Annotated in this window: 19 protein-coding genes; 7 read left to right on the top strand and 12 right to left on the bottom strand. The window is 70.9% G+C overall.

The genetic code is table 11. The annotated features are described in order from the left end of the window. Positions 1-171 precede the first annotated feature (171 nt). The 5 genes from ACIP6N_RS27520 to ACIP6N_RS27500 all read right to left on the bottom strand — a co-directional run bounded on the left by ACIP6N_RS27520 (position 172) and on the right by ACIP6N_RS27500 (position 6,068). Positions 172-1,227, bottom strand: coding sequence for an ATP-binding protein (locus tag ACIP6N_RS27520; RefSeq protein WP_401820132.1), 1,056 nt, complete (start codon positions 1,225-1,227; stop codon positions 172-174). A 110-nt stretch (positions 1,228-1,337) separates the two neighbouring features. Beyond that, on the bottom strand, positions 1,338-2,075 hold the full coding sequence (locus ACIP6N_RS27515) for a response regulator transcription factor (protein ID WP_401819952.1): 738 nt from the start codon (positions 2,073-2,075) through the stop codon (positions 1,338-1,340). 130 nt (positions 2,076-2,205) lie between these two features. After that, the gene (locus tag ACIP6N_RS27510) at positions 2,206-2,937 is read right to left on the bottom strand and encodes a spermidine synthase (RefSeq protein WP_401819950.1); all 732 of its coding nucleotides are present in this window, start codon (positions 2,935-2,937) and stop codon (positions 2,206-2,208) included. A 418-nt stretch (positions 2,938-3,355) separates the two neighbouring features. Then, positions 3,356-4,447: a DUF3626 domain-containing protein gene (locus tag ACIP6N_RS27505; RefSeq protein ID WP_401819949.1), complete on the bottom strand. Its 1,092-nt coding sequence runs from the start codon at positions 4,445-4,447 to the stop codon at positions 3,356-3,358. 814 nt (positions 4,448-5,261) lie between these two features. After that, complete coding sequence (locus ACIP6N_RS27500; RefSeq protein ID WP_401819947.1) at positions 5,262-6,068, bottom strand: nucleotidyltransferase; 807 nt, start codon at positions 6,066-6,068, stop codon at positions 5,262-5,264. A gap of 273 nt (positions 6,069-6,341) precedes the next feature. Here ACIP6N_RS27500 and lon point away from each other — a divergent pair, with 273 nt between their 5' ends. Beyond that, positions 6,342-8,756, top strand: a complete 2,415-nt coding sequence (lon, locus tag ACIP6N_RS27495) for an endopeptidase La (protein WP_401819945.1) — start codon at positions 6,342-6,344, stop codon at positions 8,754-8,756. Between the two features lie 142 nt (positions 8,757-8,898). Here the strand turns inward: lon and ACIP6N_RS27490 are convergent, their stop codons facing one another. Continuing rightward, the gene (locus tag ACIP6N_RS27490; protein ID WP_401820130.1) at positions 8,899-9,675 is read right to left on the bottom strand and encodes a lysozyme; all 777 of its coding nucleotides are present in this window, start codon (positions 9,673-9,675) and stop codon (positions 8,899-8,901) included. A 589-nt stretch (positions 9,676-10,264) separates the two neighbouring features. Here ACIP6N_RS27490 and ACIP6N_RS27485 point away from each other — a divergent pair. Further along, complete coding sequence (locus ACIP6N_RS27485; RefSeq protein WP_401819943.1) at positions 10,265-10,783, top strand: MarR family winged helix-turn-helix transcriptional regulator; 519 nt, start codon at positions 10,265-10,267, stop codon at positions 10,781-10,783. Between the two features lie 133 nt (positions 10,784-10,916). Here the strand turns inward: ACIP6N_RS27485 and ACIP6N_RS27480 are convergent, their stop codons facing one another. After that, positions 10,917-11,699 carry a hypothetical protein gene (locus ACIP6N_RS27480; RefSeq protein ID WP_401819940.1) on the bottom strand — a complete coding sequence of 261 codons (783 nt, stop codon included), beginning with the start codon at positions 11,697-11,699 and terminating at the stop codon, positions 10,917-10,919. A 543-nt stretch (positions 11,700-12,242) separates the two neighbouring features. On the opposite strand from ACIP6N_RS27480, the gene ACIP6N_RS27475 reads away from it, so the two are divergent. The 5 genes from ACIP6N_RS27475 to ACIP6N_RS27455 all read left to right on the top strand — a co-directional run bounded on the left by ACIP6N_RS27475 (position 12,243) and on the right by ACIP6N_RS27455 (position 18,305). Next, positions 12,243-15,344, top strand: coding sequence for a nitrate- and nitrite sensing domain-containing protein (locus ACIP6N_RS27475; RefSeq protein WP_401819938.1), 3,102 nt, complete (start codon positions 12,243-12,245; stop codon positions 15,342-15,344). Further along, positions 15,341-15,823 (top strand): roadblock/LC7 domain-containing protein, encoded by a 483-nt coding sequence (locus ACIP6N_RS27470; protein ID WP_401819935.1) that lies wholly within the window; start codon positions 15,341-15,343, stop codon positions 15,821-15,823. Before ACIP6N_RS27475 ends, ACIP6N_RS27470 begins: the two co-directional genes overlap by 4 nt. 32 nt (positions 15,824-15,855) lie before the next feature. Next, positions 15,856-16,233, top strand: coding sequence for a DUF742 domain-containing protein (locus ACIP6N_RS27465; RefSeq protein WP_401820127.1), 378 nt, complete (start codon positions 15,856-15,858; stop codon positions 16,231-16,233). Beyond that, on the top strand, positions 16,214-16,849 hold the full coding sequence (locus ACIP6N_RS27460) for a GTP-binding protein (RefSeq protein WP_401819933.1): 636 nt from the start codon (positions 16,214-16,216) through the stop codon (positions 16,847-16,849). Before ACIP6N_RS27465 ends, ACIP6N_RS27460 begins: the two co-directional genes overlap by 20 nt. Positions 16,850-17,066: 217 nt before the next feature. Further along, positions 17,067-18,305: a styrene monooxygenase/indole monooxygenase family protein gene (locus ACIP6N_RS27455; protein WP_401819932.1), complete on the top strand. Its 1,239-nt coding sequence runs from the start codon at positions 17,067-17,069 to the stop codon at positions 18,303-18,305. Here the strand turns inward: ACIP6N_RS27455 and ACIP6N_RS27450 are convergent. From ACIP6N_RS27450 to ACIP6N_RS27430, 5 genes are all read right to left on the bottom strand, one after another. Continuing rightward, a complete protein-coding gene (locus tag ACIP6N_RS27450; protein WP_401820126.1) occupies positions 18,251-18,730 on the bottom strand; it encodes a hypothetical protein in 480 nt (159 codons plus the stop codon). The two genes, ACIP6N_RS27455 and ACIP6N_RS27450, sit on opposite strands and share 55 nt — an antisense overlap. A 48-nt stretch (positions 18,731-18,778) precedes the next feature. Next, positions 18,779-19,594 (bottom strand): coiled-coil domain-containing protein, encoded by an 816-nt coding sequence (locus ACIP6N_RS27445; protein WP_401819929.1) that lies wholly within the window; start codon positions 19,592-19,594, stop codon positions 18,779-18,781. A gap of 172 nt (positions 19,595-19,766) precedes the next feature. Next, positions 19,767-20,093: a hypothetical protein gene (locus ACIP6N_RS27440; protein ID WP_401819928.1), complete on the bottom strand. Its 327-nt coding sequence runs from the start codon at positions 20,091-20,093 to the stop codon at positions 19,767-19,769. Positions 20,094-20,119: 26 nt separating this feature from the next. Continuing rightward, positions 20,120-20,905 carry a TetR/AcrR family transcriptional regulator gene (locus ACIP6N_RS27435; RefSeq protein ID WP_401819925.1) on the bottom strand — a complete coding sequence of 262 codons (786 nt, stop codon included), beginning with the start codon at positions 20,903-20,905 and terminating at the stop codon, positions 20,120-20,122. A gap of 78 nt (positions 20,906-20,983) precedes the next feature. Then, complete coding sequence (locus ACIP6N_RS27430) at positions 20,984-21,919, bottom strand: diiron oxygenase (protein ID WP_401819923.1); 936 nt, start codon at positions 21,917-21,919, stop codon at positions 20,984-20,986. Positions 21,920-22,223: the final 304 nt, after the last annotated feature.

Genomic DNA, 22,223 nt, shown 5'->3' with positions numbered 1-22,223 from the left:
ATCCGACAGCGGGTTTCAGCGTATGAATTGGCGGGAAACGAACGAGACTCACCTCAGCAGGGGCTGCACAGCGCCCCTGCTTCGGCAGGTCCGCGCCACGTAGCCCGCCTGTTCCCCGACTCCGTTCCTGGAGATCGTGCGCTTACGCATCAGACCCTACGTCAAGCGACGTCAAGCGCGCGGCCGGGGAATTCCCGGGAGGGTGACCTGGATCCGGCAGCCACGTGCGGATTCGGCCACTCCGATGCGTCCGCCGTGCAGATCGACCGCCCAGCGCGCGATCGCCAGACCGAGGCCCGTACCGCCGTCGCTGCCGGGACCGTGCGGCGACGGCGCCGTACCCCGGTTGAACCGTTCGAAGACACGGTGCCGCTCCTGCTCGGGGATGCCGGGACCCTCGTCCACGACCTCCAGATCCAGCGACTCGGGCTCCCGGCCGCGCCGGGCGCGCACGGTCACCCGGCCGTGCGGGGGACTGTGCTTGACCGCGTTGTCGATGAGGTTGGCGACGACCTGGTGCAGCCGCTCCGCGTCCGCGTGCGCGGTCAGCTCGGGCGGCGAGACGTCCAGGTGCAGATGGACGTCCGTACGGCTGTGATTGCCGGAACCCGAGGAGAGCCCCCGCTGCGAGGACGCCAGATTGGCCTCCTTCAGCACACCGGACAGATACGGCCACACCTCGAAGCGCCGCGCCTTGAGCGGTACGACGCCGTTGTCCAGCCGCGACAGGTCGAGCAGCGTCTCCGTCAGCCTGCCCAGCCGCTCCGTCTGCCGCAGGGCCGTACGCATCGTCTCCGGATCGGCGGCGGACACCCCGTCCACGACGTTCTCCAGCACGGCACGCAGCGCGGCGATCGGTGTGCGCAGCTCGTGCGAGACGTTGGCCACCAGCTCCTTGCGGTGCCGGTCCACGGCCTCCAGATCATCGGCCATACGGTTGATCGTGGAGGCCAGGTCGCCCAGCTCGTCCCTGCGGTCCGCGCCGCTCACCCGGCGGGTGTAGTCGCCGTGCGAGATGCCCTTGGCGACGGTGTTCATCTCGTCGAGCGGCGCGGTCAGGCCGTGCGCCACGAACTGGGTGATCAGCAGGGTCGCTATCACCGAGAAGACGGTGATGAAACGCAGCTCGGTCTCGGTGCGCAGCGCCACCATCAGCAGACCGGTCGTGATGAAGACGGAGACGACGACGAGCGTGCCCAGCTTGGCCTTGACGGAGAACGGCCGCAGGCCGTTCCCGGAGCCGCGGCCGCCGGATCCGTCACCCGGACGCGTGGCCCGCCCCGGTTCCTGTCTCGCGCCGTCTCTCCCGCTCCCGCCGCCCGGCCGGGTGGGCCAGGTCATGGCGCGGGGGTCTCCAGCGCGTACCCCACACCGTGCACGGTACGGATCCGCTCGGCGCCGATCTTGCGGCGCAGCGCCTTGATGTGGCTGTCGACGGTACGGGTGCCCGACGCGTCGGCCCAGTCCCACACCTCCGCGAGCAGCTGCTCGCGGGAGAGCACCGCGCGCGGGGTGTTCGCGAGGCAGACCAGCAGATCGAACTCGGTCGGCGTGAGATGCACGTCCTCGCTCCGCACCCGCACCCGGCGCTGCGCGTGGTCGACCTCCAGCTCGCCGAGGCGCAGGATGCCGCTGCGCGGAGTCACCGCGGCCAGCGCGGCCCGTTCGACCCTGCGCAGCAGGACATGCACGCGCGCCGCCAGCTCCCGCATGGAGAACGGCTTCGTCATGTAGTCGTCGGCGCCGACCCCGAGGCCGACCAGCATGTCCGTCTCGTCGTCGCGCGCCGTGAGCATCAGCACCGGAACGGGCCGCGCCGCCTGCACACGGCGGCACACCTCAAGTCCGTCGAAGCCCGGCAGCATCACGTCGAGAACCATCAGATCCGGCTGCCACGCCTCGGCCGCGTCGACCGCGGCCGGTCCGTCCACCGCCGTCTGGACGACAAAGCCCTCGGCCCGTAGCCGGGCCGCGATGGCGTCGACGATCGTGGCGTCGTCCTCGACGACGAGGACCCGGCGCTGGGCGCCTGGCGTGGCCGCGACTCCGTTGTGGCTGGTGTTCGTCTGCTCCATCGCCCCGCCCCTGTTAAGCGTTCCGCGGTCCGTGTTCCCGGATCCGCGATCCCCATGTGACTCCATGGCGCTCCATGCAGATCGAGATCGCGGTACCGGGAGCAGCGTAGAGGCACGGAAGGCCTCCCGGCTACGCAGTGCGAGCAGCGAGGTGGACCACGTCGGGCACTCCCCGGGCAACCTGGATCTCTTCGGTCCTTACATTGCTGAATCCGGCATTCCGCAACGCATCACCAAAGGTGGGGGACGGTTGGGCCGACCACACGGCGAGGACACCACCGGGGTTCAGACGGGCCGCGCAGGCGGCCAGACCGCCTTGTGTATACAGGGTTTCGTTGCTTTCCGTGACGGTCCAGCCGGGTCCGTTGTCGATGTCCAGGCAGAGCGCGTCATAGGTCTCGGTGCCGGAACCGACGTACTCCACGAGGTCGGTGTGAAGGATCACAGTGCGCGGATCGACGAGCGCCGCACCCGAGATCCGCGCGAGCGGCCCGGCCCGGTGCCAGTCGATGACGGCCTGCTCACGCTCCACGACGACGATCCGGCCCCAGCGGGGCTCGGCGGCGGCGTGCGCGAGCGAGAACCCGACCCCGAGCCCCCCGATGAGCACGTCGGGCCGCCGCTCCCGGCGCTCGGCCGGCAGCGCGTCGAGGGCGGCGTCGATCAGCAGACGCTCCGAGCGGCCGTCCGCGGTGTCCATCAGGAAGCAGCCGTTGGCGATGATCTCGTGCACGGTGCTCCCGGCCGGAGCCCGCGTACCGCTCACATCGACGCGTTGGCGCAAAACGATCTCACCGTACGGTCCGTCGCGGCGGTCGAGGACGACGGCGCTGTCGGCATCGGGATCGGAGTAGGGCGGCACGGAATCTCCCCTCGGGCGGCAGGTGCGGGCCCCATCCTGCTGCGGAAGTCCGGCTGCGGCCAACCGCTTTCCCCGAACGGGTGCTACCCGCCGGGGACGGTCGTTTCCCGCGAACAAGTGCTCACTCGCCGGGAACGGTCGTTTCCCGCGCACGAGCGCTCACCCGCCCGGGACCCGCTCCGCGCGGGCACCCCGCCACACGTAGAGCGCGCCGCCGAGCAGGTACGCGAGAGCGGCGGCGATCCAGGCGGCGGGCTGGGGGCCCGGATGGGACGGTCGCGTTCACACTCTGGTGGCAACTCTGACCACTTCATCAGGTGTGCCGGCCGGAGACGTGACAAGCGGCGGGATTTGGCCAAATCGATGGGGCAGGCGGAGCAGCCTCACGTCTCTTTGCCGCTCACACGGACCGTTCGGTTCACGGCGCTGTTCTCTCCTGCCGCCCGTAGCGCACCAGCACGTGCCACAACTGCTTCACGTACTGGAGCACTTCGTCCCGCGTGCCCCACCAGGCCCAGGTCTCCGGCTTCCGTACGACCGAGGCCGCCGCCCGTCCGAGGACCTCGGCGTCGAGGATGCCGGCGGGCGCGTACGTGGCCACGATCCGGGCGGCGAGCGGCACCATGGCCGGGCCGCGGAACTCCGCGTCGACCTCGTCGGGCTTCAGCACGAAACCGGTGTGCCACTCCACCGCGATCCCGCAGCGCCGGGCGAGCGCCGTCAGCAGCCGGTCCGTCTCGGTGCCACGGAACGACGGGTCCAGGACCAGTGCCTCGGCGTCCGTCGCGAGGTCGAGGTCGCCGTGGACCTGCGCCTCCACGAACTCGTCCAGCTTCCGGCCGGGTTCCAGCCCGGGGACGAGACCGCCGGCCGGCCCGTAAGGAAGCTTCCCGATCGCCCCGGCCGCCGCCGGGTCGTCCTCCAGCAGCCCGGCCAGTACGCAAGCGAACGCGTCGATCGTGCCCACGTCGGCGGGGCCGTCCTGGCTGCCGCCGTGGCAGTACGTGGTCCGGCCACTGACCTCGGGCAGCAGCCGGACATGGCAGGACCCGAAGCGCGGGGCGGCGCCGTGGGGATGGTCGTACAGGTTGACGGCGCCGTACTTGGGCCGCTCCGAGGGCCGTACGCCCGGCACGTGGTACGCCCCGCGGAACAGTTGCTCCTCCCAGCCGTCCCGGGCCCCGCCCGGAACGGCGGTGCGGCTGCCGTTGGAGATGCCGGTTTCGTACTGGCTGCGGTAACGCCCGTCCTGGGACAGGGACTCGGCGACCGTCAGGCTGTTCGCGAGGAGCCGGTCGGGGTGGAAGTTGAGCGTGATGCGCGAGTGAACGCGGATCAGCGAGACGAGCGCGTCGGGATCGGTTCCTCCGGCCCGCTCCATCGCCTGGATGCGCACAAGCGCGTTCTCGCGCCCGGCCGTTCCTCTGATGCGCAGATGACGCAGCGCCGCGTGCTGGGCGGGGGTCAGGGCGGGGGTCAGGGCGGTGCGCAGTGCGTCGCGGGTCTCCATCGGCGGAGTATCGGGCGGCCGTGGCCGGAGGGACAACCGGATTCGAGCCGCCGGAGTCGTCGAAGGGGCGCCTTTCGCCTCAGGGCTTGCCGGAGCGCCCTCTAGCTAGCCGGGCCCTGCGTCACCGGCCAGTCGATCTTCGTCGACGGAGGGTTCTCCGTGCACTGAGCCTGCCGCCGACGCGTCCAGACCTCGACCAGACCACGGGATCGGGGTGGCTCCCGCCTCGTTGCTGATGACCGAACCACGTGGTGGCGGACGGCTGTATGGGCCTCAGCGGCGGTCGTGACGCGAGGACGCGCCGTTCCCGCGAAGGTGATCCAACAGGTGTCGCAGGCGGTGTCCAGGAGATACCAGACGCGGCCGCCGCCGGTCACCTCGATCTGCCACTGTTCGCAGGTCTGGCCGCGGTGGGTGCCGTGGGCGGGACTGCCCTTCAGCAGGTGACGGCGGAGGTCTCGGTGGCGGGTCTGGGGTCCGTTCGCATGATGCCCCAGGCGCGGTAGGTGTTCTCGCGGCGCCTGCTGAGTGAGGCTGTCCCAGCCTTTGGCCGAGGCCGCATCCGCGAAGCGGACCTCCCAGTGGCCTTCCGGCGCCGGCGGTGCGACGCGATCGCCGCGCCCCGCGCTCACGCGACGTCCCGCGGGTCCGGCGCCGGACCGCGCGAACTACGGTCCCGCGGGTCCGGCGCCGGACCGTAGTCCTCGCCGTGGTCCCTGGGCAGCGCGGCCAGCAGTTCCGGGTTTACTTCGAAACTCCTGGCTCCGCCATCACCCGAAAGAGGGGAAGCGCGGCCGGTCGGCATCGGGCGCGTTCAGGGGCGCGGTGCCCTCTCCCCGTGTACGGCCGTGTATTCGGCGGCGAGCCAGGGGCCCAGGTCGTCTGTCAGCATGCTGAGCACCGCCGGATCGGCCGACGGCGTGCGGCCGGTGGCCGCGGCGGTGCGCATCTGGGCGGCGCGTTCGGGGTAGTAGCGGCCGAAGAGTTCGGCGGACTCGTCGAGGTCGCTGGTCCAGCCGCCCCAGCGGGGCATGACCAGCGTGAACCCCGTCCGCACGATGCGACGGGCGGCGCCCCTGCTGAGGACCCGGCGGCCGGTGTCCGTGGTGGCCTCGGCGGCGCGGGCGCGCCAGCGCGACAGCGCGAGGGCGAGGTCGCCGTTGGTTTCGCGGGCGAGCAGGGACGTGGGGCGGTAGCGGGGGAGTCGTCCGGCCAGGTCGGGGCCGAGCAGTGGGGTGCACAGGCAGGCGACGAAGAACCCGGCATCGTGGCGTTCGAGGTCGCTGAGCAGAGTCCCAACGCCGGTCAGCAGCACGCCGACGCCGTCGATCTGCGGAAACGCCCGGTCCAGCGCGGCCTCGATCACGTCCGCGTCGGCGCGGTCGGCCTCGGACGGCTCCTGGTGCAGGACGAGCTGGAGGTCGAGGTCGGAGATCCCCGGGACGGCGGTGCCGCGCGGGATGCTGCCGTAGATGTACGCGCTGTGCAGCCGCGTCCCGTCGAACGTCTCGGTGATGCGAGCGCGCGCCGCGTCCACGACCGGCGCGAAGGCCGCCGGCACGCGGTCCAGCGCGCCTTCGCGCGCGATCGTTCCGTCGCGGTCCAGTCCCCGTTCGCTCATGTGGTCACTGTGCCCGCTGCCGCCGTCTGCTGCCGAGCCGTTTTAAACGGCGGCCGCGCCGATCTGTCGGAATTATCCGCCGCAAGGTGACGCTGCACCTCGGAAGCGCCCCGCACGCCCCCATCGCCCCCATTGCGCCCGTCCCCCGCGAGCCACCGGCCACCGCCGATGGCGCTCCCGAAGATCGCCCAGAGCGAACAGGCCCAGGGGAACATTCAAGGGCTCACAAGCATTGAGTCCGTATAGCTCAACTTGACTGCCGAAGGGGAGATCATGGCCTCCATGTCCACATCGCTCACGCTTCCCGTGCTGCCGCTCGACGACGAGGTCGTGCTGCCCGGCATGGTGGTGCCTCTGGATCTGTCCGACACCGAAGTCCGCGCCGCCGTGGAGGCCGCTCAGGCCGCGGTGCGTGCCGCGGGTGACGGCGCCGGGAAGCCCGAGGTGCTGCTCGTGCCGCGCATCGACGGGACCTACGCCGGGACCGGAGTTCTGGGGACGGTCGAGCAGGTCGGCCGGCTCTCCGACGGAGATCCCGGCGCGCTCATCCGCGGCCGTGGCCGCGTCCAGATCGGCGCGGGTACGAGCGGACCCGGCGCGGCCCTCTGGGTGGAGGGTCTGAGCGTCGACGAAATCACCCCCGACCCGCTGCCGGCCTCCGTGACCGACCTGGTCAAGGAGTACAAGGCACTCGCCACCGACTGGCTGAAGAAGCGCGGCGCGTGGCAGGTCGTCGACCGCGTCCAGCAGATCGACGACGTGTCGCAGCTCGCCGACAATTCCGGTTACTCGCCGTTCCTCACCACCGCTCAGAAGGTGGAGCTGCTGGAGACCACCGACCCGGTGGCCCGGCTGAAGATCGCCACCGGCCAGCTGCGTGAACATCTGGCCGAGCAGGATGTCGCCGAGTCCATCGCGAAGGACGTCCAGGAGGGCGTCGACAAGCAGCAGCGCGAGTTCCTGCTGCGGCGCCAGCTCGACGCCGTGCGCAAGGAGCTGCGCGACATCAACGGCGAGGGCGGCGAGGACGAGTCCGACGACTACCGGACGCGCGTCGAGGCCGCCGACCTCCCGGAGAAGGTGCGCGAAGCCGCCCTCAAGGAGGTCGAGAAGCTGGAACGCTCCTCCGACCAGAGCCCCGAGGGCTCCTGGATCCGCACCTGGCTGGACACCGTTCTCGAACTCCCGTGGAACGAGCGCACGGAGGACGCGTACGACATCAGGGGCGCGCAGGCCGTCCTCGACGCCGAGCACGCGGGCCTGGAGGACGTGAAGGAACGCATCACCGAATACCTCGCCGTACGCAAGCGCCGCGCGGACCGCGGCCTCGGTGTGGTCGGCGGCCGTCGCGGCGGCGCCGTCCTAGCCCTGGTCGGCCCGCCAGGGGTCGGCAAAACCTCCTTGGGTGAATCTGTCGCGCACGCCATGGGACGCAAGTTCGTCCGGGTCGCGCTCGGCGGTGTGCGGGACGAGGCGGAGATCCGTGGTCACCGGCGTACGTACGTCGGCGCGCTCCCCGGCCGTATCGTCCGGGCGATCAAGGAGGCCGGTTCGATGAATCCGGTCGTCCTGCTGGACGAGATCGACAAGGTCGGCTCCGACTTCCGGGGCGACCCGGCGGCGGCGCTGCTCGAAGTCCTCGACCCGGCGCAGAACCACACCTTCCGCGACCACTACCTGGAGGTCGAACTCGACCTGTCCGACGTGGTGTTCCTCGCCACGGCGAACGTCCTGGAAGCCATCCCCGAGGCGCTGCTCGACCGTATGGAGCTGGTGCGTCTGGACGGCTACACCGAGGACGAGAAGGTCGTCATCGCACGCGACCACCTGCTGACCAGGCAGCTGGAGCGGGCGGGCCTGGAGCCCGGCGAGGTCACGCTGGAGGACGACGCGCTGCGCAAGCTGGCCGGCGAGTACACCCGTGAGGCGGGTGTGCGAAACCTGGAGCGCGCGATCGCGCGGCTGCTCAGGAAGGTCGCCGCCGAACACGAACTGGGCGAGCGGGAACTGCCGTTCGCGCTGGGCGCCGAGCACCTGCGCGACCTGATCGGCCGGCCGCACCACGTCCCCGAGTCCGCCCAGGACCCGGCGGAGCGCCGTACCGCGGTGCCGGGCGTGGCGACCGGGCTCGCGGTCACGGGCGCGGGCGGTGACGTCCTGTTCGTGGAGGCGTCGCTCGCCGACCCGGAGACGGGCGGGTCCGGACTGACGCTGACCGGACAGCTCGGTGACGTCATGAAGGAGTCGGCGCAGATCGCGCTCTCCTACCTGCGCTCGCGCGGCGCCGAGGTGGAACTGCCGGTGGCGGATCTGAAGGACCGGGGCGTGCACATCCACTTCCCGGCGGGCGCGGTGCCGAAGGACGGCCCGAGTGCGGGCATCACGATGACCACGGCTCTCGCCTCCCTGCTGAGCGGCCGCCAGGTCCGTACGGACGTCGCCATGACCGGCGAGGTCTCGCTGACGGGCCGGGTCCTGCCCATCGGCGGCCTGAAGCAGAAGCTGCTGGCCGCACACCGCGCGGGCATCACGACGGTCGTGATCCCGAAGCGCAACGAGGCGGACCTCGACGACGTCCCGGCGGAGATCCTGGACAAGCTGGAGGTCCACCCGGTGACGGATGTCCGCCAGGTCCTGGAGATCGCCCTGTCCCCGGCCCAGACGCTGGTCACGGCGGCAGCCGCGTAAGGCTCGCCGCGCCGGCCCGAACGAAGGCCGCGCCCGGAACGAATGTTCCGGGCGCGGCCCTCGCATGCGTCAGCCGTCGCGCAAGGCGTCGGGGCAGGTCCGGTCCGAGATCCCGTACGAGCCCCGGCGCCCGGCCCGGCCGTCAGCCGTTCGCCAGGGCCACGACCCTGTCGTGCGCGCCGTTGAACCGGTCATGGTCTCCGACCGTCGGGCCCGTCGACGTGTACTGCCAGATCGTCTGGGTGTCCCAGCCGGCCGGCAGAGGGCCGACCGTCGTGTCGTAGCGGGCGATCCAGAGCGGGTTCGTCCTGCCGAAGCCCGCGTAGTTGCCCGTGCACTCGTTCCACCAGCTCGTCGCCGTGTAGATCACGGCGTCGCGGCCCGTGCGGGACTTGTACGTGTTCAGGAAGTCGCGGATCCAGTCGACCATCTGGCCCTGGGTCTTGCCGTAGCAGGCCGCGCCGTACGGATTCCACTCGATGTCCAGGACACCCGGCAGCGTCTTGCCGTCGCGCGACCAGCCACCGCCGCCGTCCACGAAGTAGTTCGCCTGGACGGCGCCGGACGTGTCGTTGGGGGTGCCGAAGTGGTACGCCCCGCGGATCATGCCAACGTTGTACGAGCCGTTGTACTGCTGCTCGAAGGACGGGTTCTTGTAGTAGTTGCCCTCGGTGGCCTTGGTGTAGGCCCACTTCACGCCGCTGCTCCACAGAGTGGCCCAGTTCACGTTCCCCTGGTGGCCGGAGACGTCCACGCCCTCGGTCTGGGTGACGCGTTCGCCGGCGGGCCGGGCGCCCTGGCCGTCATGTGCCACGACGCCCATGCCCATGTAGGCCGAGCCGCGCGCGGGCAGTTCGGCGGGCAGTCCTGCGGGGGGAACGCCGGGGGTGACGACGGGAGTGTCGGCGGGCGGCACGATGGGTGTGCCCGCGGGGGTGTCGGCGGAGGTGCCGGCCGGTGGGGTGCCGACGGGGGTGTCGGCAGAGGTGCCGGCCGGCGGAGTGACGCCGGGCGTGTCGGCAGAGGTGTCGGGGGGCAGACCACCGGGCGCCGTGACGACCGGGGTGGTGCCCGCCGGGGTATCCACCGGCGTATCGACGGGCGTGTCGGCCGGCCTGTCGGCGGACTGGCCGGGCGCGGTACCGGTCGCCGCGCCCGTCGTGGTGTCGGTGGCCGGGTCCGGTGGGGTGTCGGCCGCGCTCGCCGCACCCGGGAGGGCGAGGAGCAGCGCGAGAGTCGCGAGGAGAGCGGCGACCGCCGCGAGGGGGGAGCGGCGGGTCGTGCCGGATCTGTGCACAGGCATTGGGTGCCTCCGAAGACCTCGGTGGGGGGTTCTCATGACATGTCAACTTGTCGTGCAATGGACAAGACGGAACTGACGCTACGCACGTAGACCCGCATCATGGAAGGAAGCCACGCTGCCGCCCTTGGATCAAACCTGCGAAATACTGGGCCGGCTGCGGTAATGGCCGGCGGTGAGGGAAACTTTCAGATCGGGAAAGCGCGCGATGGGTGCTGACGTGCACGGGAGCGGTGCCGGGAAGGAACCGGTACCTGGCGGTGAGAGTGGTCGTGGGACCACTCGTGAGACCGGTGGCGACCACGAATTCCTCGCCCTGGAGCGAGAACTGGCGGTCTTTCTGCGCAGGGCCAGGGCCAATTCGGGCGAGATGGCGCGCGAGGTCCACCCCGAGCTGGAGCCCGCCGCGTACGGACTCCTCGTGCGGCTGGAGGAGACCAGCCCCCAGCGGGCCACCGAATTGTCCTTCTACTTCGGCGTCGGCAAGGCCACCATGAGCCGTCAGCTGCGCGCGCTGGAGGAACTGGGCCTCGTCACCCGCGAGCCGGACCCGGCCGACGGCCGCGCCTCGCTCGTCCGCCTCACCCGTGAGGGCCATGAGCGCTTCCAGCGGGTTCGGGACGCGCGCCGCGAGCGGTACGTACAGAAACTGGCCGACTGGGACCGCGACGAGGTCGCCGAGCTGGCCCGGCTGCTGCACCACCTGAACGCCCGCGTCGAGAGGTGACCGCACGGTCGGCCCGGACTCGGGCGCCGATCTTGTGAGGTCCCCCGCTCAGGCGCGGAACTGTGCGGTCACCGCCCGGCTCGGGCGCGGAGCCGCGGGGCCGCCGCCCCGGTTCGAGCGCGAAGAGCTGACGTCACAGCTCCACGTACGTAGCCGTCGCGTCGTCCCGTACCTTGCCCCGGCGGAACGCCAGCCGCTCCGGATCCGCCGACTCGGCCGCCCGTACGCGGTCGATCAGCTCCTGCGGGCCGTTCTTCCGTACGAGCGCGAGGCAGTCAGCCCAGCCGCCCTCCCGGAACACCTCCACCCACCGCGCGGCGCCGTCCGTGAGCGCCAGGGCGGCCCGTACCTCCGCGGCCGGCGTGCGGCCCGTCACCGCCTTCGACGCGACCTCGGGGTCCGCCGCCGCCGTGAAGAAGCCGCCCTCCGCGTTGCGGAGCGCGTCCGTCGAGGCGACCGCGCGGCGGACCTCCTGTGGAATGCGGTCGAGGCGGTCGTCCAGCACAGCCCGTACGCCGCCGTCCGGCGACTCCAGCAGCAGGGTGGAGTCGGAGAGCACCAGATGCTCGAACCACTCCGAGCCCCACCGCGCCATGACGACCGTCGCCTGCGGAGTGCGCACGTGAGAAAGGTCACAGGTGTCACGGTGAGTGTTTGCCGTGCGGAGGATTGAGGCACAGAGAATCTCGGCCAGCGTCATATCGCGGCGAGAACCGGACAGTTCGGCCAGCGCGCCGCCCAGCCGGGCGGTGAACCAGGGCACGTCGTGCACGCAGCCGTCGTCGCCGGCCGGTGGTGTCACTCCGTCCAGGGTGATCAGCGCCCCGCCCTCACCTGCGGCGGGAAGCACCACGGTTGTCCAGTCCTCATTGGGTCGTTCGGCGGCGCCGGGTGCGGTGGCGAGTTCGATGCGCATGAGCCTCAGTCTGCCTGATGGCGTGGCCGGTCCCGAGTGGCCGGTAAACGCTGCCCGGGTGGCTTCATGATCGGGCGGTGAGGCCGCCGATTGGCCAATATTGCCAGGTCAGCCAAGACGCAAGGGGGCCGTCGCCGGGCCCGGAAAGCTGCGGGCGTGCATCCTGCCAAAGCGCGCGCGGAAGGTCCACCCGGACGAGTGCATATTCCACTGGCCCGCGTCGGGGAAAGTTGTTCGTCAACTCCTCCGTGATGTTCACTCGTTCAGGCGGCGGCGCAACCTATACGCGCTCCGCTCCAATTAGCGCTGGAATGGTCGGAAGCCATACCAGGGGTGGGGGTTCGCGCATTGTGACCGGTCGTCACCCCTGCTTCATGGGCGGACGAGTCAAGATCGAGAATGCGAGCACCGGTGCAGAAGAAGCGGCCTCGGGGCAACGGCGGCAGTCGTAGCGAATCTCCGGCCACCTCCCGGAATCCGGGAGCCGACGGAGCCAATGGAGTCCCCGGAGCCACGGCTTCCGGAGCCAAGGCTGCCGGAGCCATGGCAGCCGGACCCCCGTTCCCGGCAACCGGGACCGGGCCGGGCGCCACGGAAGCGCCGGCCGGTCGCCGGTCGCGGGTACGCAACCGCCTGGTGGCGGGGGTGGCCGTGGTCGGCATCACCGTCGTCGGGGCCGGCGTACCCGGCGCACTGGACGCCTCCGCCGCGCTCAACGACGCGCAAGGCCTCGTCACCCTCGCCGAACTCAACCGGCAGGCCGTGACGCTCGCTCAATCCCTCGCAGACGAGCGCGACGACGTGGTCGTATTCGTCGCCGCAGGCCGCGACAAGGCCGCCGACGACGTCACTTCGGGCGGTGCGACAGGCACGTCCCCCGACGGTGGCAAGAAGGGCAAGGGCGCGGGCCAGGGGGTCGCCGGCGACCACAGCGCGCGCGTCGACCGGCAGATCGACGAGATCCGCGCCCTGGACTCGGCCTCTCCCGACCTGCTGCACGACCTCTCCGCCGTCCCCACCATCCGCCGCACCGCCCTCACGGGCAAGGGCTCCGCGATGGAGGCGTACCGCGCGTACTCCGAGGTCATCGACAAGCTGACGGCCCTCGCCGACGAACTCGCCGAGAAGACGCCCCCGGAGGCCGCCGACGGCACCCGCGGGCCCGCCGCCCTCGACCGCGCCGTCGAGCAGGCCTCCGCCACCCGCGGCCTGCTGCTCGCCGCGCTCGCGGTACCCGGCGGTACGAACCTCCCGCCGCAGTTCGACCCGATCACGGGCCTCCCCGTCGACCCGGTCGGCCAGGGCGACCCCTCGAAGAACGACGAGACCCGCGACGCCCTCAGCGCCGCCGCCCAGCAGTCGCGCGTGCGTGAACTCGCCGCACTCGCCGACTTCGACCAGACGGCGGACACCGCGGCGCACGACTCGTTCGAGGCGACCGTCACAGGTCCCGACGTCAAGACGGCGGAGGGTTTCCTCGGCCGCTTCACCGACCGGCCTGAACTCTCCGACTCCGACCGGGAGGCCGATCCGGACAAGGTCGGGGCGGCGCTGTCCGCCCGTATCGACCAGATGCGCGGCGTCGAATCCGGCCTGGGGTCCGCCCAGGTCAGACGTCTTGAGGCGCTGCGCGACGACGCGGTCACCGATCTGGAGCTGCGGATCGCGCTGCTCGGCGGCTGTCTGCTGATCGCCGTGGGTGTGTCCACGGCCGTCGCCCGTACGCTCACCAGGCCGCTCGCCGTCGTCCGGATCGGCGCCGCCCGGATCGCCGCCGATCCTGCGGGCGAGGAACCGGTGCGCTTCACCGGCCGCAACGACGAGTTCGCCCAGGTCGTACGGTCCCTCAACGGACTGCACGCCAAGCTCCTCGACCTCTCCGGCCGCACGAAGGCGCTCGGTACAGACACGGTCGAACCGGCCGTCGCGCGCGTGCAGATGGTCGACCACCGCGCCGAACTCCAGCAGCGCACCGCCGACATCACCCTCCAGCTCCAGCAGCTGCGGCACACCGTCCACCACACCTTCGTCAACCTCTCGCTGCGCACCCTCGGCCTGGTCGAGCGCCAGCTCGGTGTCATCGAGTCGATGGAGGAGCGCGAGCAGGACCCGGAACGGCTCGCCACGCTGTTCAAGCTCGACCACCTGGCGACCGTCATGCGCAGGTACAGCGAGAACCTGCTGGTGCTCGCGGACCACGAGCACGGACACAGCCCCACGGGCCCCGTCCCGCTCGTCGACGTGCTGCGCGCCGCCGTCAGCGAGATCGAGCGGTACGAGCGGATCACGATCCAGTCCCTGCCCGCGCACGCGCAGGTGGCCGGTTTCGCCGCCGACGACCTCAGCCACCTCGTCGCCGAACTCCTGGAGAACGCGACGTCGTTCTCGCCGCCGGACGCCCAAGTCCAGCTCTCCGGATGGCTGCTGGAGTCCGGCGAGATCGTGCTCTCCGTCCAGGACCAGGGCATCGGCCTGTCGCCGGACCGGCTCACGGAACTCAACGCGCGGCTCGCGGGCACGGACGACAGCGGCGAGAACACCGGGCAGATGCCGCAGAGCCAGTTGAAGACCGCGTACGGGATCGAGGCCGAGGGCCTTGGTCTGCGGGTGACCGCGCTGCTCGCCGCACGCCACGGCGTACGGGTCGAACTGCGTGAGCAGGAGGAGGGCGGCCTGGCCGCGGTCGTCGTACTGCCGGAGACCCTGCTGCCGACGTCCCCGTCGGCCGGAGCGCCGTACCAGGCGCGCAGGGCGGGAGCCGCGCCGGCGCTCACCCTGCCCGGCTCGGTGGCCGAGGCGAACTCCAACACCCTGCCGGGGCGCGGCGATTCGGCTGACCAGGACCCGGTCAAGGGCCAGATCCGGGCCGGGAGCCCGGAGCGGGTCCGGGGCCAAGTCCCGTCCCGGGAAACGGAACACGGTCACGGTCAGGACGAGGCCGGGGAAACGGAACACGGACGCGACCGGAACCAGAGCCGGACGCAGGCTGAGGTCCCGGCCCCGAGGCAGGCCCAGGACCGGGACGTCGACCCGGACCCGCTGGTGGCGGCGGCGGAACGTACGATCCGCGAGACGGAGGCAGCCGAGGCCGCGCAGGCAGCCGAGGCAGCGGACGGCGCACAGCGCGCCTTCGCGCCGCACGCCGCCCAGCCCGGCCCGTACGCCATCGGCCCCGACGCACACGAGCGGACCCCCGACGCCGAGCCTCCGGTCACCGGCACCGATCAGGACACCTTCACGCTCCGGTTGCCCGAGCTGCCCGAACGCTCGGCACGGCCCGAACGCCCGGAAAATCTCGCTGAATCGGCCCCGGCCCCGGCCCCGGCTCCGGAGCAGGACAGCGCGGCCGAGCATGAAGCCGCGCCCGAGAACGAGCCCCTCACCGACAAGGGCCTCCCCAAGCGCACCCCGAAGGTCGTCAAGCCCGCCGCCGCGCCGTCCGAGCGCACCGGCAGCGTCGACGCGGAGGAACTGCGCCGCAGGCTCGGCGGTTTCCACCAGGGAGCGAAGGACGGCCGCCGCGACGTCGAGGCCGAACTCACCGACCCGGCGGCACAGGGCGATCGCACAGAACAGGGCGACCACACAGCACAGACGGAACGGACCGATCAGACGGGGGAGACAGTCGAGGAGGCACGCAGTTGACCGAGACCGGCACATTCGGACTGAGCAGCGAAGCCCGTAACCTGCAGTGGCTGCTGAGCAACCTCGTCGAGGAGGTGCCAGGAGTGCGCTCAGTGACCGTCGTCTCGTCCGACGGGCTGATGCTGCTCTCCTCCGACCCCGAGCAGATCGCCGGGGCGGCGACAGCCGAGCGGCAGAAGGGCCCCAAGGGCTCCAGCGCCGACCTGGCGACGATCGTCTCGGGCATCGGCAGCCTCACGCACGGGGCGACGAAACTCATGGACGGCGGCGAGGTCAAGCAGACCATGATCGCCATGGAGGAAGGCAGCGTCTTCATCATGGTGATCAGTGACGGTTCGCTGCTCGGTGTGCACGCCACACCGGACTGCGACATGGGCGTCGTCGCGTACCACATGGCGCTCTTCGTGGGTCGTGCCGGACACGTACTCACCCCTGAACTCCGCGCCGAACTGCGGCAGTCCGTCGAGGACGCTCAGTGACCCCCGCCGCCGGACCCGCCGGCAGACTGCCCATGCGCGGTGGCGACCGCAGACCCGCGCGCGTGCGCCCGTACTCCCTCACCGGTGGCCGCACCCGCTTCGGACACGTCCTGCTCGTCGAGACGTTCGTCGCGGCGATCGAAGCGCCCGAGGAACGCCTGGAGTTGACGGACGGCGATGTTCCGGTGGGCGTCATGCCGGAGATACGGGCCATTGTCGAGCTGTGCCGGCGGATGCGTACAGTGGCGGAAGTCGCGGCGTTGCTCAAGATGCCGCTGGGCGTGGTCAGGGTGCTGCTCAGCGACCTGGCCGACCAGGGAAAGATCCGCGTGTACGGGACCGGGCACGGCACCGGCCAGCCCGACCGCGCGCTGCTGGAAAGGGTGTTGAGTGGACTCCGCCGTCTCTGAGGTCTCCGCGTGGTCGGCTCGGGCCGAACAGGAAGAGGAGCTTCAGCCCTGGCAGTTGGACCGTACGCGGGCGCCGATCTCGACCAAGATCGTGATCGCGGGCGGCTTCGGTGTCGGCAAGACGACCTTCGTCGGATCGGTCTCCGAGATCCCGCCGCTCCAGACCGAAGCGCTGATGACGCGGGCCAGCGAGCAGACCGACGACCTCAGCGCGACCCCCGACAAGGTCACCACGACCGTGGCCATGGACTACGGCCGCATCACACTCGACAACGACCTCGTCCTGTACCTCTTCGGCACGCCGGGCCAGAAGCGCTTCTGGTTCATGTGGGACGACATCGTGCGCGGGGCGATCGGCGCGGTCGTCCTGGCCGACACCCGGCGGCTCTCCGACTGCTTCCCCGCACTCGACTACTTCGAGAGCTGCGGGCTGCCGTACGTCGTCGCCGTCAACCAGTTCGAGGGCGCTGAGGCGTTCGACGCGGTGGATGTACGGGAGGCGCTGTCGATCCCGGCACACATCCCTCTTATGCTCATGGACGCGCGCAAGCGGATCACCGCTGTCGAGTCGCTGCTCGCACTGGTGCGCCACGCACTCGACGCCACCCCCGAATAGCCGGCGAACCGCGACAGCCGGGGTCCCGGACATCCGGCGGCCCCGGCCGTCGCGGTGAACTCGCGCCACCGGTCGCGCGATCGGTGAACTCGCGCAACGGGTGCACCGGTTCGACCGGCGCACCCGATCAGCCGGCACACCAGAACCGCAGGCAGTCCCCATCAGCCGGCGCACCCGACCACCCCCGCGGACCAGAACAGCCAACGGAGAGCCCGTCATGCGGAAGATACTCATCGTCGGAGCCGGCCAGTCCGGTCTCCAGCTCGCCCTCGGACTCCAGTCCCAGGGCTACGAGGTCACCCTGATGTCCAACCGCACGGCGGACGAGGTCAGGACCGGCCGTGTCATGTCCACCCAGTGCATGTTCCCCACCGCGCTCCAGCACGAGCGCGACCTCCAGCTCAACTTCTGGGAGTCGCAGGCGCCGAAGATCGAGGGACTCGGCGTCTCGGTCGCCGCGCCCGACTCCAGCCGTCCCATCGACTGGCTCGGCAAGCTCGACGGTTACGCCCAGTCCGTCGACCAGCGGGTCAAGATGGCCGGCTGGATGGAGACGTTCGCCCAGCGCGGCGGCCAGTTGGTGATCCACGGCGCGGCGGTCTCTGACCTGGACTACTTCTCCCGGACGTACGACCTGGTCATGGTCTCCGCGGGCAAGGGCGAACTCGTCTCGATGTTCGCGCGGGACGCCTCCCGCTCCCCGTACGACGCCCCGCAGCGCGCCCTTGCCGTCTCGTACGTACACGGCCTCGGCCCGCGACCCGAGCACCCGGACCACGAAGCGGTCCGCTGCAACCTGGTGTCCGGCGTCGGCGAACTGTTCGTGATGCCCACGCTCACGACGTCCGGCCGCGCGGACATCCTGTTCTGGGAGGGGATACCCGGCGGTCCTCTCGATGTCTTCAAGGGCGTCAAGGACCCCGCCGAACATCTCTCGCTCACCCTGGAGCTGATGGAGAAGTTCACGCCCTGGGAATACGCGCGCGCCACCAAGGTCGAACTGACGGACGCGCACGGCACCCTGGCCGGACGGTACGCCCCGACCGTACGCAACCCCCTCGGCCGGCTGCCCGGCGGCGGCCTTGTGCTGGGCGTCGCGGATGTCGTCGTCGCCAACGACCCGATCACCGGACAGGGCTCCAACTCGGCCGCCAAGTGCGCCGCTTCGTACCTCGACTCGATCGTGTCGAATGGTGACAAGCCCTTCGACGAGGCGTGGATGCAGTCCACGTTCGACCGCTACTGGCACACCGCGCGCCATGTCACCAAGTGGACCAACGCCATGCTGGGCGTCCCGCCCGAGCACGTTCTCAACCTGATCGGCGCGGCGGGCCAACTGCCGCAGGTGGCGGACCGGTTCGCGAACGGCTTCGACAACCCGGCCGACTTCGAGAACTTCTTCTACGACCCCGAGAAGACGAACGCGTACCTCGCGGAGGCGTCGGGCGCGGCGTAGCGGGTCGCGCGACGGCCCGGTCGAACGCTGAGCGGCTGCTCGGCGTTACGCCCCGTCCGGGCCCGGAGGCTCGGCCCGCCTGAGCCTGGAAGCGCGGTCCGCCCGAGAGGTCCGAGCCGTCCGTGGCTTCCCGGGGCAGCGTGGGCGGCTCGTACCACGCGAGGGGCGCGGCCTCCGGGTCCGGACGTACGGCGCCGAGCGGCGGGTCCGCCACGATCGGTGAGACCTGTACGCGCGCCCGGCCTCGGAGCCCGGACGACCCTGCCACAGCCCAGGTGGACGGCGACATGCGTCGCCTTCGGAAAGTGGACCACCAGGTCGCCGGGGCGCAGCTCACGCAACGGGACCTGGGGCAGCGCGCTCCACTGCTCCTGGCCGGTGCGCGGCACAGCCGGCCCGGCACGCGTCCAGGCCCGGGCGGTCAGCCCGGAGCAGCCGTACGAGCGGGGCCCCGCGCGCCCCGCTCGTACGGCTTACCGCAGCGCCCGCGCACCACGCGCCGAAGGCGAGGGCGCGGGCCCGGCGGCCCCGCCGAGCGCGCCCGAGGTGAGCGGCCTCGGGTGGGCCTTGTCCGTATCGGCCTTCTCCAGCCGGGCCAGTCGGGCGATCTGCCCGCTGCTGAGGGAGGCGAGCGCTCTCTCGACCTCGGCCAGCCGCTTCTTGACCGTGTCGCGCTGTTTCTTCTGCTTGGCCACGAGTACCTGTCGCTTGTCGAGAGCCTGGCGCGACTTCCTGGCCAGCGCGCCCGTGCGTTTCTCGCTGCTGGTCAGCCGGGCGATGGTGGCGGCCCGGCCGCGCGCCGCGCGCTGAAGCAGATGCCCTTGATCCAGGGCCTGTTGCGGATCGCGCGCGAGCAACAGCGTGAGATAGCCGGAGAGTCCGGACTGTCCCTGGTACTGCGCACGCGCCAGCCGGCCCGCGTCTTCCCGGCTGCGGATCAGCGCGTTACGCGCATCCGTGAGACCGACACCGAGCCTCTTCGTCGCGGCGGTCTGCTCGGCCAGCCGCTCTGCGGTGGCGTCGAACGCCTTGGTGGCTTCCTCGGCCTGCTGGTAGAGCCGGTGGAGATCGGTGAGCAGATCGGCCACGGACCGGGGGGTGGAAGCGGCGCGGCCGCCCACGGGGGGCCCGGGCGCGGCGGTGGCGCTGGTCGCGGCGTCTGTTGTGGCGGTGCGGGACACACCGGGCGCCGGATCACCGCCGGGGGCGGCAGCGGCGGGCGACGCGCACGGCATCACCGCGAGAACGGTCGCGGCTGCCAGTGCGGCCGTCACACGAGATCGCAGCAAGCTGCCTGACACACCATCACCTCCAAGTCAACTGGTGGACAGCTCAACTCAAGGTGATGATGCGACGATAAATGGTCTTACTAGCTCACGAGTAACCGGTTCGGCGGAACGGAATCACCCTGTACGGGCGAATGCGAGACCCTCCGGCGCGGCGATCAGGGATGCACCGCCGCTATGCCGTGCCGGGGTCACCGCCGCTGCCATCCTGCGGGCCGGTCTTTGGGCCGGGTTTCGGGCCGGGCTTCGACCAGGGCCATTTCAGGGAGCGCGGCTCGCGGCCTTCGGCGACGTACTCGTACTTCCAGCCGCGCTGCAGGCCGAGCCGCTTGGTGTAACCGGCAGGTGCGCGCCGGTACGCGTAGACGGTCGCGGGCCCGCCGTCGGCGTCCGGTACCGGCACCTCGTACCACTTGGGCGGATGGCCGGTGGGTCCGGTCAGTACGGGCAGGACGCGGCCGTCCAGCGGTCCGCCGACAAAGGGTGTGTTTTCGCTCTTCACGACACCCAGTCTCGCTCAGACGGGACTCAGTCCCGGTCAGCGGCGGGCTCACGTGCGGGCTGAGGCGCCGGGAGAGCGGTGGCGGACGCCGGGAGAGCGAGGGCGGCCTCGTTCAGGACGGGCGCGATCCGGCGGACGAGCGTGCCCACAGGGCCGTCCGGCTCCTCGTGCGTCACGAGCGCGCTGACGGCCGCCGAGGTCTCGTCGTCCGTGGCGGCCGCGGCCGCCAGCTGCGCGATGAGCTGCTCCACCAGCCAGTCACGCAGCTCGGCGGCGGCCGGCTGCTTGCCCTCGTCCAGCCATATCAGCGAGGCGGACTCGACGGCCGCGATCCACGTACGCACCAGCATGCGCAGCCGCAGCCCGGGACGGCCGGCGCCGAGATGGAGCAGGATCTGCTCGGCCGCCGCACGCCGTACCTCGTCGACGATCGCGCTCGTACGGGACGTCTCGCAGACACTGCCGCCCTGCAACAGCGCGCTGAATCCGGCGTCGTGCTGATCCACGAAGGTGAGGTAGCGGTCGAGTACCCGCTGCAACCGCTCGGTGGTCGGACCGCTGTGCGGTTCCGTGAAGCACAACTCCAGCTCGTCGGCAGCGGAGCGGAGGGCGGCCTCGTACAACTGCTGCTTGCCGCCCGGGAAATACCGGTAGACGAGCGGCCGCGATACCCCGGCCGCCGCCGCGACATCGTCCAGCGAGACGTCTTCGGGCGCTCGGTGGGCGAACAGGACGAGGGCCGCGCCGAGGAGTTGGGTACGGCGCTCCTCGACGCCGAGGCGTCGGTACGAGGGTGTGGCGGACGCGGTCATGCTCGCAGCGTAACCGTACGACCCGCGTGCGGGGCGGGGAGAGGACGGATCGGCACAGAAGGCTCAGGACGCGGCGGCTCAGGCCAACAGCCCGGAGTTCTTCCAGAGTTTGCGCCCGGGGCCGCGCAACACCCCGATGTCGTCGAGGAAGTCCGTGAGCCGTCCGGCGCCCGACTGCATCACCTCACGCCGGTGACCACTGGCCCGCACCTGGGCGACGGCCTCGGCGCGGTCGAGCCCGACGTTCGTGTACACCTGCGGGTTGACGAAACAGACGGAGAAGACCCGGGCCGCGTGCCCGGCGCTGAGCCGGGTGAACTCCTGCTCCCAGCGCGGCGCTGTCACCATCTGCCGCCGCAACTCCTCGCGCGCGTAACGGACATGGCGCGCCTCCTCGATGACATGGATCCGGGTCACACCCCGGACCAGCGTCTGGACCCGCTCATCGGGGAACGTCAGCCGCTGCATCCAGTCAAGGATCTCCTCGCCGAGGAGCGTGGCGGCGAATGAACCGGGCGTCGTGGAAACGGTCTTCAGGATGCGCGCCAGGTTGTGGTAGTAGCGCGGCACCGGGTAAGCGGGCGTGCCACTCTTCTTGATCATCCGCGCGAACATCATCGAGTGCCGGCACTCGTCGGCTATCTCGGTGAGCGCGTAGCGGACGTGGCTGCTGGTCACGGGCTTGTCGTAGATGTGCCGCACCAGCAACTGCATGAGGATGATCTCGAACCAGATACCGAGCGACGCGAGGGACGCGGCCTCGTGCCGGGCGAGGTCCATGCGCTGCTCCTCGGACATCCTCCGCCAGAGTGGGGTGTCGTACAGCGACACCAACTCGGGCGGCCAGTACCACTTGTCCTCGTCGGCGGGCGCGTCCCAGTCGAGTTCCCTGTCGGGGTCGAAGGAATGCCTGGCGGAAGACTCGAGCAGCCGCTCGGCGACCTGCTCGCGGTCCCGGAGCGGCCCAAGGGCGTCGCGAAGCAGCCGCAGATCGCGGTCGGACCCTGTCGTCATGGCGGAGCGCACCTCTTGCACCTGTGGGTTACCGGTGGTCACCCCTTATGAGACTACTCGTCAACAGGACCGTCAATCCCTTGCGGTCGAGTTGTTGGGGACGTGGTGGTGTCATGGGTGCTCGTACGGCCATTGCCGGGCAGGAAGAAGCCCCGCCGACCCGAACTGAACGGGTGGCGAGGCTCGTTACGTGCGGATGCGCGCTAGGGCCTGTATCGAGTTGTGATCAATGAATGGTCCGGGCGAGGTCCCTGATCCAGATCATGGAGGCGCGGAGATGGAGTCCGGCGAGGCGGCTCTCGGG

The sequence above is a fragment of the Streptomyces sp. NPDC088725 genome (genome assembly GCF_044751305.1).
Taxonomy (GTDB): domain Bacteria; phylum Actinomycetota; class Actinomycetes; order Streptomycetales; family Streptomycetaceae; genus Streptomyces.
This window is presented reverse-complemented; position numbering and strand designations above follow the sequence as displayed.